The sequence below is a fragment of the Mycobacterium sp. HM-7 genome, assembly GCF_053852335.1.
On the sequence record NZ_CM132657.1, the window covers coordinates 5,796,413 to 5,808,388 of the forward strand.

11 protein-coding genes are annotated in these 11,976 nt (G+C 70.0%); 5 read left to right on the top strand and 6 right to left on the bottom strand.

Going from position 1 to position 11,976, the window contains the following annotated elements; all coding sequences use genetic code 11:
* Nucleotides 1-4: 4 nt before the first annotated feature.
* Nucleotides 5-1,621: an N-acetylmuramoyl-L-alanine amidase gene (locus tag ACWW1C_RS27820; RefSeq protein ID WP_455981255.1), complete on the top strand. Its 1,617-nt coding sequence runs from the start codon at nucleotides 5-7 to the stop codon at nucleotides 1,619-1,621.
* Nucleotides 1,622-1,639: 18 nt separating this feature from the next.
* Here the strand turns inward: ACWW1C_RS27820 and ACWW1C_RS27825 are convergent, their stop codons facing one another.
* From ACWW1C_RS27825 to ACWW1C_RS27835, 3 genes are read right to left on the bottom strand one after another with little or no spacing between them, the layout of a single operon-like run.
* The gene (locus ACWW1C_RS27825) at nucleotides 1,640-2,452 is read right to left on the bottom strand and encodes an HAD family hydrolase (protein WP_455981256.1); all 813 of its coding nucleotides are present in this window, start codon (nucleotides 2,450-2,452) and stop codon (nucleotides 1,640-1,642) included.
* Nucleotides 2,452-3,189 (bottom strand): lysophospholipid acyltransferase family protein, encoded by a 738-nt coding sequence (locus tag ACWW1C_RS27830; RefSeq protein ID WP_455981257.1) that lies wholly within the window; start codon nucleotides 3,187-3,189, stop codon nucleotides 2,452-2,454. The genes ACWW1C_RS27825 and ACWW1C_RS27830 overlap by 1 nt, the downstream gene beginning before the upstream one ends.
* Before the next feature lie 4 nt (nucleotides 3,190-3,193).
* On the bottom strand, nucleotides 3,194-3,967 hold the full coding sequence (locus ACWW1C_RS27835; protein ID WP_455981258.1) for a lysophospholipid acyltransferase family protein: 774 nt from the start codon (nucleotides 3,965-3,967) through the stop codon (nucleotides 3,194-3,196).
* A gap of 61 nt (nucleotides 3,968-4,028) precedes the next feature.
* Here ACWW1C_RS27835 and ACWW1C_RS27840 point away from each other — a divergent pair, with 61 nt between their 5' ends.
* From ACWW1C_RS27840 to ACWW1C_RS27850, 3 genes are read left to right on the top strand one after another with little or no spacing between them, the layout of a single operon-like run.
* Nucleotides 4,029-4,706, top strand: a complete 678-nt coding sequence (locus ACWW1C_RS27840) for a phosphotransferase (RefSeq protein WP_455981259.1) — start codon at nucleotides 4,029-4,031, stop codon at nucleotides 4,704-4,706.
* A gap of 38 nt (nucleotides 4,707-4,744) precedes the next feature.
* Nucleotides 4,745-6,295 (top strand): Rieske 2Fe-2S domain-containing protein, encoded by a 1,551-nt coding sequence (locus ACWW1C_RS27845; protein WP_455981260.1) that lies wholly within the window; start codon nucleotides 4,745-4,747, stop codon nucleotides 6,293-6,295.
* Entirely contained in the window at nucleotides 6,292-6,663 is a 372-nt protein-coding gene (locus tag ACWW1C_RS27850) for a hypothetical protein (RefSeq protein WP_455981261.1), read from the top strand. The genes ACWW1C_RS27845 and ACWW1C_RS27850 overlap by 4 nt, the downstream gene beginning before the upstream one ends.
* A 21-nt stretch (nucleotides 6,664-6,684) precedes the next feature.
* Here ACWW1C_RS27850 and ACWW1C_RS27855 read toward each other — a convergent pair whose 3' ends face one another.
* Both ACWW1C_RS27855 and ACWW1C_RS27860 read right to left on the bottom strand, forming a co-directional pair.
* Nucleotides 6,685-6,933 carry a hypothetical protein gene (locus ACWW1C_RS27855; RefSeq protein ID WP_455981262.1) on the bottom strand — a complete coding sequence of 83 codons (249 nt, stop codon included), beginning with the start codon at nucleotides 6,931-6,933 and terminating at the stop codon, nucleotides 6,685-6,687.
* Between the two features lie 69 nt (nucleotides 6,934-7,002).
* Entirely contained in the window at nucleotides 7,003-7,812 is an 810-nt protein-coding gene (locus ACWW1C_RS27860; protein ID WP_455981263.1) for a DUF5718 family protein, read from the bottom strand.
* A gap of 106 nt (nucleotides 7,813-7,918) precedes the next feature.
* Here ACWW1C_RS27860 and ACWW1C_RS27865 point away from each other — a divergent pair, with 106 nt between their 5' ends.
* On the top strand, nucleotides 7,919-8,644 hold the full coding sequence (locus ACWW1C_RS27865) for a hemerythrin domain-containing protein (protein ID WP_455981264.1): 726 nt from the start codon (nucleotides 7,919-7,921) through the stop codon (nucleotides 8,642-8,644).
* Nucleotides 8,645-8,657: 13 nt separating this feature from the next.
* Here ACWW1C_RS27865 and ACWW1C_RS27870 read toward each other — a convergent pair whose 3' ends face one another.
* Nucleotides 8,658-11,963, bottom strand: coding sequence for a BTAD domain-containing putative transcriptional regulator (locus ACWW1C_RS27870; RefSeq protein ID WP_455981265.1), 3,306 nt, complete (start codon nucleotides 11,961-11,963; stop codon nucleotides 8,658-8,660).
* Nucleotides 11,964-11,976: the final 13 nt, after the last annotated feature.

Here is an 11,976-nt window from a genome sequence, read left to right on the forward strand (position 1 = left end):
CGCTGTGCCGCCCCGTCGCCCCGCACCGTCAATACTGTTGTCCGCTCTCGCGGCGACGGTCGTGATGGTGCCGTTGGCCGTCAGCGGTATCCCGAGCATCCCCGGCCTGACCGACGACAAGCCGTCGGCACCGGAACTCCACACGCAGCCATTGGCCGGCGTCGGAGGCGGACAGACCGTGCGGGAAATCCACCAGGACACGCCCTTCTCCTTGGTCGCCCTCACGGCGTCGGACTTCACCGGAACCTCGGCCCGGGTGCGCGCCCAGAAGGCCGACGGATCCTGGGGACCCTGGTACGAGGTCGAGGCGCCCGACGGTGTCGGAGAAGCGCGCGCCACCACGCGCGGCACCGAACCCGTGTTCGTCGGCCGCACCAAAACCGTCCAGATCGCGGTGACCCGGCCCGCCGAAGCCGCCGCCACGCCGCCCGCCGGCGACCGGCCGCAGGGCCCGGGCCTGGGATACCGCCCCGTCGACGTCGAAAAACCGTTGGGACCCAGCATGAAAGCGGTGCTCATCAGCCCGCCGGAGGCGCCGGCCGACGTCCAGTTCCAGCCGACCGCGGTGTCGGCGCCGAACCAGCCGCCGAACATCATCAGCCGTGCCCAGTGGGGCGCCAACGAGAGCGTGCGCTGCGGACAACCGGTCTACGACCCGGGCGTGCGCGCGGCGATCGTCCACCACACCGCCGGCAGCAACGAGTACGCGCCGGAGGATTCCGCGGGCATCGTCCGCTCGATCTACGAGTACCACACCCGCGAATTGGGTTGGTGCGACATCGCTTACAACGCGCTGGTCGACAAGTACGGACAGGTTTTCGAGGGCCGGTTCGGCGGCATGACGCGGCCCGTCGAAGGGTCGCACACCGGCGGATTCAACGTCGACACCTGGGGCGTGGCCATGCTCGGCGACTTCGACGCCGTGCCCCCGACCCCGCTGCAGTTGAAGATGACCGGCCGGTTGATCGGCTGGCGGCTGAGCCTGGACCACGTCAACCCCCTCGGCAGCGTGGTGCTGACCTCGGGCGGCGGTTCGTTCACCCACTTCCCCGCCGGCGCGACGCCGACGCTCCCGACCATCTTCACCCACCGCGACGTCGGCAACACCGACTGCCCGGGCAACGCCGCGTACGCCGCCATGGGCGAGTTGCGGGACATCGCAGCATCTTTCACCGCCCCGCCGGGCGCTCTGAGCGCGATGGACATGCTGCGCGGCGGCGCCATCTTCGACAAGTGGCAGGCCATGGGCGGGGCGTCCGGCCCGCTCGGTGTCGCCACCTCGCCCGAGGCCGCGGCCGACGGCAGCACCCGCTACGCGACCTTCGACCACGGCGCCATGTACTGGTCGCCGGCCACCGGGGCCCAGCCGCTGACCGGAGCGCTCTACGACACCTGGGGCGCACTGGGTTTCGAGCGCGGCGCCCTCGGCCTGCCGACCAGCGGCGAAATCCCGGAACCGCAGTGGATCGTGCAGAACTTCCAGCACGGCACCCTCAACTTCGACCGTGAGAACGGCAACGTCACCCGCGTCATCGACGGTGTGCCGCAAGAACTTCCACCACCGCCGAAGCAGGAGCCGGTGCAGCTCGAGCGGTTCAGCCGGATCGAGATGCAGAGCTAGTTTCGGCAGCAGGTGGCGTCAAAGCCACCAGCGTTCGAGAACCCGCGCGACCCCGTCATCACTGTTGGTCGTGGTGACCTCGTTGGCGGCCGCCAGTGCCTCCGGATGCGCATTGCCCATCGCCACCCCCAGGCCGGCCCAGGTCAGCATCGGGATGTCATTGGGCATGTCGCCGAAGGTCACGACGTCCTCGGCGGTGATCCCGAGCGGGCGGATGACCTCGGCGACGCCGGTGGCCTTGCTGATGCCCAGCGGCACCACTTCGATCAGCCCGTTGTTGGTCGAGTAGGTCAAGTCGCCGGTGATACCGACGTGCGGCGCCAGCGCCGCCGCAAGATCGGCGCTGTGCGCACCGGCCTTGCGGATCAACAGCTTCACCGCGGGCACGCTGAGCATGTCCTCGACCGACACCTCGGTGTTGTCCGGGTTGTGCCAGGCATGCTCGTAGCCGGGTGAACTCGCGAACTGCGGTATCGACTCGTCGAATGCGGTGCGGCCCACCCGCTCGACGGCCAGCCCGACGCCCGGGATCACGCGGGCGGCGATCTCGGCCAACTCACCCAACGCATCTGGGCTCAGGGTATGAGCCGAGACAATGCGGTCCGTCGCGGCGTCGTAGAGCACGGCGCCGTTGGCGCACACCGCCATCGGCGACAGCCCGAGGGCCTCGACGACCGGCGGGATCCAGCGCGGCGGCCGGCCGGTGGCGAGCACGAACTTGGCTCCGCCGGCGACCGCAGCCTGCACCGCGGCGCGCGTCCGCGGCGTCACCCGCTCGTGGGTGTCGAGCAGGGTGCCGTCGACGTCGGTGGCGATCAGTGCGGGCAGCATCACCGGCCCCCGGCTTCCCGGCGCATCCGCTCGGCCTTCTCCAGCACTTCGGCCTCCTCGGGCGTCGGGGCGCCGCCGCCCAGTCGGCGCGGCACCCAATACTCACCCGCCGGGTGCGGGTATTCCTCCTGCACCGTATGCAGCTGATCGGTCATCGTCTGCTGCAGGGTCGCCATCAATTCCGCGACCGGCCCGGCTGCCACTATCGGCGCGCCCACCCGGACGATGACCGGAATTTTCTTGCGCCCCAACCGCTTCGGGTGATCCTTGGTCCACACCCGATGCACGCCCCAGACGATGACGGGGATGATCGGCACCCGGGCATCGAGCGCCATCCGCGCCACCCCGGTCTTGAACTCCTTGAGCTCGAAACTGCGGCTGATCGTGGCCTCCGGATACACCCCGACCAGTTCGCCGGCACGTAGCCGCTCCACGGCGATCGGATACGCGTCACCACCGGAGCTGCGGTCGACCGGAATGAGCCCTGCCCGCTTCACCAGGAAATTGCCCATCGGCACCTGCTGCACCTCGGCCTTGAGCATGAAGCGGACCCGGCGCTTCCGATGCGTGGCGGCCAGCCCTACAGGCAGGAAGTCGACGTAACCGGTGTGGTTGATCGCGATCACCGCGCCACCGGTGTCCGGAATATGTTCCAGCCCTTGGTAAGTGATCCGAGTCCCGGTGGCGGCAACCGCTGCCTTGGCGGCAATCTCGATGCCGCGGAAGACTGGCTCCATGGCGCTACTCCGGTGCGCCTTCCGCCTGCCGCGCCGCCCGGCGGGCCGCTTTCTCGCGGGCTTCGTCGAGATCCATCTGGTCGGCCTCGGCCAGCGTCGGTGCCCCGCCACCCAACCGGTGCGGCACCCAGAATTCGCCGGCCGGGTGCTCTCCGTACGCGTCCTGGACTTCCGACAGCAGGTGCTGCATCCGGGCGTGCAGCAGCGCGGTCAACTCGGCCGCGGGCAGCGTCGGGTAGATGGGCTCACCGACATGGATGTGGATGGGCACCTTGGGGCGGCGCATGTTGCGCGGATGGCCCTTGGTCCAGATCCGCTGGGCACCCCAGATGATGTGCGGGACGATCGGCACGTCGGCCTCGATGGCCATCCGCGCCGCGCCCGATTTGAACGCCTTGATCTCGAAGCTGCGGCTGATCGTGGCTTCCGGATAGACGCCGACGAGCTCGCCCGCCTTCAGTTGCTTGACCGCCTCCTCGTACGAGTCGGCGCCGCTGCCGCGGTCGACGGGGATGTGGCGCATCTTGCGCATCAACCAGCCGCCGTACTTGTTGTCGAAGACTTCCTTCTTCGCCATGAACCGCACCTTGCGGCCCCGCTTCTGCAGGACGGCGGGCAACCCGGCGAAGGTGAAGTCGAAGTAGCTGGTGTGGTTGATGGCGACCACCGCACCGCCGCTGACCGGCAGGTTCTCTGTGCCCGTGACGGTGAACTTCAAGCCCTGCACGCGCCACACCGTGCGCGCGAGCTTGATTGCCGAGCCATATACCGGTTCCACGAGCATCAGCCTAGTGCGGACCGTCGGTACCGCGCCCACAAAGGTGGGCCAGGCTGTAGGGGTGACCTTTCCGCGCGGCCCCGTACCGATTCCCGACGTCGTCGACACGCTGGCCGTCGGCCGTCCCGTGACCGCGGTCTGGAAGAACGAACTCGGCGGCGTGACGTTCGCCATCGGCGCCGGCGACGAGTACGTGAAGACCTACCCGGCCGAGCACGCGCCGTTGTTGATCGCCGAGGCGGTCCGGCTGCGCTGGGCCGCGAAGTACATCGCCGTCCCGCCCGTACTCGGCGAAGGCGCGGGCTGGCTGCACACCGTCGGCCTGCCCGGCCGTTCCGCCGTCGACCCGCGGTGGTCCGACGATCCCGAGACCGCGGCGCGCGCGATCGGCGCCGGACTACGGGCCATGCACGACGCGCTGCCGGTCGAGGACTGCCCGTTCGGGCGCCCGTCCTGGGTGGCGGATATCCCGGACCCGGACCGGCTTGTCGTCTGCCACGGTGACGCGTGCTCGCCGAACACCCTCGTGAGCGACGACGGCGCGTTCGTCGGGCACGTCGACATCGGCGACCTCGGGGTGGCCGACCGGTGGGCCGACCTGGCCATCGCCACCATGTCCCTGGACTGGAACTTCCCCGGCAACTACGAGGCCGCCCTGCTGGACGCCTATGGAGTGGCGCGCGACGACGAACGCATCGACTACTACCGCTCGCTCTGGGACGCTCCGGAATCCGGCTAGACTCGCTGGCGAACTCTCCACCGCCAAAAGGGGCATTTGTGCAGGTCACAAGCGTTGGACACGCCGGATTCCGGATCGATACCGCCGCGGGAAGCATTCTGTGCGACCCGTGGGTGAACCCTGCCTACTTCGCATCGTGGTTCCCGTTCCCGGACAACAGCCAGTTGGACTGGGACGCGCTCGGCGACTGCGACTACCTCTACGTCAGCCACCTGCACAAGGACCACTTCGACCCGGAACACCTGCGCGCGCACGTCAACAAGGACGCGACGGTGCTGTTGCCCGACTATCCGGTGCCGGACCTGCGTCGTGAGCTCGAGGCCCTCGGCTTCCACAAGTTCTTCGAGACCACCGATTCGGTGAAGCACCGCGTCAGCGGGCCGAAGGGCGACCTGGACGTGATGATCATCGCGCTGCGCGCCCCGGCCGACGGCCCGATCGGCGATTCCGGCCTGGTGGTGTCCGACGGCGAGACCGTTGCGTTCAACATGAACGACGCCCGCCCGATCGATCTGGACATGGTGGCCACCGAGTTCGGGGACGTCGACGTACACATGCTGCAGTACTCGGGCGCCATCTGGTACCCGATGGTCTACGACATGCCGGCGCGGGCCAAGGAGGCCTTCGGCACGCAGAAGCGGCAGCGGCAGATGGACCGCAGTCGCCAGTACATCGCGCAGGTCGGCGCCACCTGGGTGGTGCCGTCCGCCGGTCCGCCGTGCTTCCTGGATCCCGAATTGCGTTGGCTCAACGACGATCACGATGATCCGGCCAACATCTTCCCGGACCAGGCGGTGTTCCTGGACCAACTGCGCAGGCACGGCCACGACGGCGGCCTGCTGATGATCCCGGGAACGGTCGCCTCGTTCACTGGGTCGACGCTCGACTCGCTGGTGCACCCGATTCCCGACGCCGCGGCCGAGGCGATCTTCACCACCGGAAAGGCCGCGTACATCGAGGCCTACGCCCAACGCATGGCGCCGGTGCTGGCCGCCGAAAAGGCCTCGTGGGCACCAGCTTCCGATGATTCGCTGCTGGAGCCGCTGCGGGCCAAGTTCGAGCCGATCATGGTCCAGAGCGACCAGATCTGCGATGGCATCGGCTACCCCGTCGAGCTGCGCATCGGAACCGAGAGCGTGGTCCTGGACTTCCCGAAACGAGCTGTGCGGGAAGCGATTCCGGACGAAAAATTCCGGTACGGCTTCGGTATCGCGCCGGAACTGGTGCGCACTGTGCTGCGCGACGACGAGCCGGACTGGGTCAACACCATCTTCCTGTCGACCCGCTTCCAGGCGTGGCGGGTCGGCGGCTACAACGAGTACCTGTACACGTTCTTCAAATGCCTGACCGACGAGCGCATCGCCTACGCCGACGGCTGGTTCGCCGAGGCGCACGACACGTCGGCGTCGATCGAGCTGGGCGGCTACGAGATTCAGCGCCGATGCCCGCACCTGAAGGCCGACCTGTCGAAGTTCGGCATCGTCGAGGGCAACACGCTGACCTGTAACCTGCACGGCTGGCAGTGGAACCTGGACAGCGGCCGCTGCCTGACCTCCAAGGGGCACGAGCTGCGGAGCGCCAAGCGGTGACCAGTGCCCACTCCGGCGCTCGCTCGGACGCACACTACGACGACGGTCAGATCTTCCTGGACCGGCAGGCGATCACGTTGCGCCGCTACCACTTTCCGTCGGGCACGTCGAAGATCATCCCGCTGAGCGCGGTCCGCGGCTACCGGGCCGAGTCGCTCGGCTTCATCATGGACCGGTTCCTGATCTGGGGCGGCACCGATCCACGTCGCTGGCTCCCACTGGACATCTGGCGGCCCATCAAGTCGACATTGGTGACCCTCGACGTCGTCGGCACCACTCCGGCGCCGGCGTGTACCCCGTTGCGGCCCAAGGAGTTTCTGGCCACGCTCGACGAGCTGCTGAAGGAACAAACCGGCCGTCGCGATTGACCGGCCGGCGGCTTCCGCCCGCTACCAGCTGGTGCCCGAGAGTCCGGGAATCACGCACCGCCCGTCCGCGGCGACACGGCCGATGAGCATCCCGTCGTAGCCGGTACAGGACGCGTTGAGCGGCTCGCAGGTGTTGATGGACGTGATCACCTTGTCCTGGCCGCACGGGCTACCCGGACCGGGAGGATCGGCTGCGGCCACCGCGCTGCTGAAACTCAACGCCAGGACGGCGCAACACGGGAGGACGAGCAAGCGGGTCGAGTCGAACATCATCAATACCTCCGGCCGATGGCCCCGACGTGCACCAATGCTACGCCGAAATCGCGGCGGTGAGCCGAGCTATTCCGCCGCTCGCACCGTCTGCCGCAGCTCCGAAACATCGTCGGAGGCGGTGTCGTATACGCGCACGATCGCCTGGTCGCCCGGCTTGAGATACGTGGACTCCCCCAGCTCGGTGTACCGCGTCGCGCCGATACCGACGAGCAGGTGCGACGGGTGGCCGCTGGCCACCATCAGGGCACCGACGTCCTCCAAAGGCGTGTCGTCCGAACCTTTCTGGTTCGCCAGCCGGTCGACGACCCAGTCCAGCAGCTGTGTCCCGTAGTACGAGTAGCCCAGCAGCGGGCTGTCCTGACCGTAGGCCTGCTCGACGCCGCTACCGTCGTCCAAGAAGCTGGCCAGCCGCAGCGACGACGTCGGGCCGTCCGGGCTCAGGTCGCTGATCGCGAAGAACTGCGGGGCGACGCCCTTGGACGCCGGGCCCCAGTTCTTCTTGTGGCTGATCTTCGGGGCGCCCGGCCGGCGGATCGAGCAGTCGTTGAACGCACCCAGCGCGAACGGCCGCAGCCCGACCACCCGGTCGCCCGACCACGCCACCTCGCACGCCAGCCCGACCTCGGGCTCGATCTGGAGGTTCAGCGGCGTATCACTCACCGGCAACCGGACGGCATCTGTCGACAGCGGGAACTCACCCAGAAAGGTGTCGCTCCCCGGTGCGTACCACGGGAAGATGCCCTTGGGCGCCCCACCTTCGGACCGCACGTTGACGAAATCGACTGCCTCCCCGGCCTGTTCGAGATGCCCGGCGAAATTGCCCGCCACCCCGAAGCCGAACCAGCCACGCATGTCGTCCAGGTCGAGATCGATCATGGCTGCCACCCTACTGCGGCCGTGACCAGCGCCGACAAGCCACAACCAAGTCGCGCTTAAGTCACGGGCAGCAGGCTGTGCACCAACCTGATCACAAGGAGCACCAGTGTCCACCTCTCTCGATACCGTCGCCGTCGCACCGCGCCAGGCCGGCGAACCCAAGCCCGATCTACTGGGCATCACGCTGGCGCACCGCGCCATGCTCGTCGACCTCGTCCGGCTCACCGAGCTGGCCAAGGCCGTGCGCGACCGCGACGTGATCTGCACGCCCGCCCGGGCGCGCGCCATCTCGCAGTACGTCGAGATGCTGTGCGACTCCATCCATCACCACCACACCACCGAGGACACCGTGCTGTGGCCGGTGATCCAGGCGAGCGTCGGCGATCATCTGGATCTCAGCGAGCTCACCGATGACCATGCCGCCCTCGAGCCGCGCCTCGATCAGCTGCGGGCCCGTGCCGCGGCATTCCGCTTGTCGAACGGTGACCGCAAGGTCGCCTTCCTGATGGCCTTCGAACTCGCCGAACTCACCGCGCTGCTGACCGAACACATCAACGACGAGGAACTCGACCTGTTCCCCCTGATCACCGAGCATGTGTCGGTCGCCGATTGGGTGTCGGTGGAGGCCGCCGCCCGCTCCGGCAGCCGGATGTCGTTCGACGGTCCGCGCTCGCTCGCGGTGATGACCGACGACGAGCGGGCCACGATGGCCGGACAGCTGGGCATCGGGCTGCGGGCGTTCCTGGCGGTGCTGGCGTTCCGGCACCGGCGGGTCATGCGCGCGGTCTTCGGCGATCTCGCGGAGAGCCCGTTGGAGTCGCTGGCCGGCTGATCGATGAAGCCCGTCAGTCGATGAAGCTCAGCGCCTCGGCGGCCAGTCGCGTTCGCAGCGTCTCGGCGGCCTTGCGGTACCGGCGGGCGTCGTCGGGTCGGTCCAACACGTCGGCGGCCGCGGCGAGCGCGTCGTCGACGGGGCCGACCATGAGGCCGTCGACGCCGAGCCCGGCGATCAGGCCGGAGTACGGCTCGAGTTCGGCGGCCCGGGCGCGGGTCTCGTCGACGTCGCCCAGCGCCACGGCGGCGTTGACCCGCAGCACCGTGAAGGGCACCCAGAAGTACGCACGCTCAATCGGTTTGCGGTCCCGCCACAGTTCCCGGGCCTCGGCCGCGCGGCCCCGCGCGACCAGTGCCAGCACCGCCGCGTCCAGCGCCGCGACCGAGATTTCGCGGTAGAAGAACAACAGCTCGTCGGCCAGCGTGCCCAGATCGCCGAGGCAGAATTCGCCCGTCACCCGGCCGACCATCGCCAGCTTGGCGCCGTTGGCGGCGCCGTTCTCGGCCATGCGCGCCGCCAGGTCGGTGTAGGCGCGCACCGCCTCCTCCAGCCGGCCGGCGAGCAGGTACATCCGCGCCTGGAACAGACCCAGCACGCCGAGCAGGTGCACCAGCTGGCCGGTGCTCGCGCGCGCCACCGCGAGGTCGACGTGGCGCTTGGCCGTCGCGAGATCGGAGCGGTTACCGGCGGCCAGCGACAGCAGCCAGTGCGCCACCGCCTGGTAGTCGGCCTGCTCGGCGGCTTCGGCGGTCTGCAGCAGTTCGGCGGCAAGCGCGTCGCGCTCGGTGTCCAGGTCAGGGCCGAGGGCACAGAACGCCTGGACGTTGAGCGCCGTGCACAGCAGACGGCCCGCCGCGGGATCGTCGGCGTACACCCGCCGCGCCAGCGCCAGCATCTCGGTGCTGGCGGCCAGCGCGGCGTCCGGGTCGTTGCCCTCCAGTTCGACGTAGAGCGCCTTGAGCAGCCGAATCCGGTCGGCCGCGGAAACGTCGGTGGCCAGCACCTGCCGCAGCAACCCGATCATCTGGCCGTCGGACTCGTCGTACTCGCGGTCGCGCCACACGAGCGGGGTGTCCCACGCGGTGAGGATGCGCACCACCAGGTCATCGCGCGACCGGCCCGCCACCAGTTGCAGCGCGCATTTCATCTCGTTGCGCGCCGTGACGGCATCGCCGGATTGCGCGAGGGCCGCGATCAGCCCGCAGCGCACCTCGATGTCCTGGTCGAGCATCGCCTCGCTCGGCGCCAACTGCCGGCTGGCCGCCAGTTCGAGCATCTGCACGGCGGCACGCCACTGCCGAGCGGCTTCCGCGTGGGCCCCGACCGAACCCGCGTCGCGCGCCGCAGCCGTCGCGAAATCGGCTGCGGCCGAGGCGGTTTCGGCTGTCGCCGAGGCGACGGCGTGGTGGGCCAGGGCCGCCTGGTCCACCGAGCGACCAGGTGCCCGCAGCAATTCCAGCGCCGCGGCATGCAACCGGGACCGACGCAGTTTCGAGGTGTCCTCGTACAGCGTGTCGCGCACCAGGCCGTGCGCGAACTGCAGCCGGCCGGGCGTCGGCTCGTCGAGCAGGCCGAGCAGGACGGCCGGTTCCAGGGCGTCAAGCAGATCGTCGGGGTCACCGCGGCCCAGCTCGGCCAGCAGGTCGACGTCGATGTCGCGGCCCAATACCGCGGCCTGACGCAGGGCGGTGACCGTCGGGCCGGGCAACCGGGCCAGCCGGCGCCGCAGCACGTCACGCACCCCGACCGGCACCGACGCCCACACCGCGTCCGGACCCTCGGCGGCCATCAGCCGCGCCAGCTCCCGCACGAACAGCGGGTTGCCGCCCGTCCGTTCCCGCAGCAGGCGCAGCGCCTCGCCGCTGGTCGTCAGCCCGCAGTCCGCGGCGACCGCGGCAGTGGCCGCCGCGTCCAGCCCGCCGAGGATCAGATGCGCCGACGTGTGCACCGTCAACGCCGCGCGGGCCACCTCCAGTTCACCGCGATCCTCCGACGGGCGGTAGGTCGCGATGACCAGCACGCGACGGTCCTGAATCCGGTCGGCGACGAGGCGCAGCAGCTCCAGCGTCAGCCCGTCGGTGCGGTGCAGGTCGTCGAGCACGACAGCCAGGGGCTGCTCGTCGGCGACGGCGCCGAGCGCGTCGGCGACCGCCTGTCCCAGCCAGAACGTGCCCTGTTCGGCCGCGGCGCCGTCGTGCAGCAGTGGGGCGAGCGCCTGCCGGTCCCGATCCGCCGGGTCCACCAGCTCACGGAGCACCTCGGTCCACGCCCAGCCCGCCGGCGCCCCGTGGACCTCCTGGCACCGGCCGTGCACGGTCCGCCAGCCCGCCGCCCGCAACCGGGCCGCGGCGGCCGCCGCCAGCGTCGTCTTCCCGGACCCCGCCTCGCCGCCGATCCACAGCACCGCGCTGGCACCCGCGGCGACGGCGCGGGCCGTGGCGTCGATCGTCGCGAGCTCCTCGGCCCGGCCGTACGCGCCCTGGCCCACCGGTTCGCGGGGCGCGGCCTTCGGCGCCGGCGACCGTACGGGCGCGGGCCGCGACGGCTCCAGATGGTCGGCCTGGCGCAGGATGTCGCGTTCGAGATCGCGCAGGGCGCGGCCCGGTTCCAGTCCCAGCTCGTCGATCAGGTGCTCGCGGGTGCGGCGCAGTACCTCGAGCGCGTCGGCCTGCCGCCCGGTCCGGTACAGCGCGGTCGCCAGGACCGCGGCGGCGCCTTCGCGCCCCGGATGCGCGGCGACGTGTCCTTCCAGCGCCGCGACGGCGGTGCCGTACCGCCCGAGATCGACGTGCACGGCGGCCAGGCTCTCCACCGCGGCCAACCGCAGTTCGGTCAGCCGCGAGACCTCGGGCGCCGCCCACAAGGCGTCACCGGCCCCCGCGAACGGCTCGCCCGCCCAGCCCGCCAGCGCCTCATCCAGCCACTGCGCGCGCCGCTGGAGGTCCGATTCTTCTTGCGCTGCAGCAACTTTCGATTCGAACCGCCAGGCGTCGACAGCGTCGTCCGGCAACCGCAGGCAATACCCCGGCGCGGCGCTGACCAGAATGCGGGCCGGCGCCCGGCGCTGCCGATCGGGTTCGAGGACCCGGCGCAGATGCGAGACATACACCTGCAGCGCGGACAACGCCTTGGGCGGCGGTTCGCCTTCCCACAGGTCGTGGATGAGCCGGTCGACGGACACCGTGTGCCCGCGGGCGGCCACCAACCGGGCCAGCAGCGCCCGCTGCATGCGCGCGCCCAGGTCCACCGGGTCGCCCCCGACCCACGCCCGCACCGGGCCGAGCACCGTGACCCGCACCGCCCGTTCCACCGTCATGCCCCCGCCGACG

What these genes read in the sequence shown, in the direction of transcription:
- ACWW1C_RS27855 (WP_455981262.1), bottom strand. Translation starts at nt 6,933, where the DNA reads ATGTTCGACTCGACCCGCTTGCTCGTCCTCCCGTGTTGCGCCGTCCTG.
- ACWW1C_RS27860 (WP_455981263.1), bottom strand. Translation starts at nt 7,812, where the DNA reads ATGATCGATCTCGACCTGGACGACATGCGTGGCTGGTTCGGCTTCGGG.
- ACWW1C_RS27825 (WP_455981256.1), bottom strand. Translation starts at nt 2,452, where the DNA reads ATGCTGCCCGCACTGATCGCCACCGACGTCGACGGCACCCTGCTCGAC.
- ACWW1C_RS27870 (WP_455981265.1), bottom strand. Translation starts at nt 11,963, where the DNA reads ATGACGGTGGAACGGGCGGTGCGGGTCACGGTGCTCGGCCCGGTGCGG.
- ACWW1C_RS27830 (WP_455981257.1), bottom strand. Translation starts at nt 3,189, where the DNA reads ATGGAGCCAGTCTTCCGCGGCATCGAGATTGCCGCCAAGGCAGCGGTT.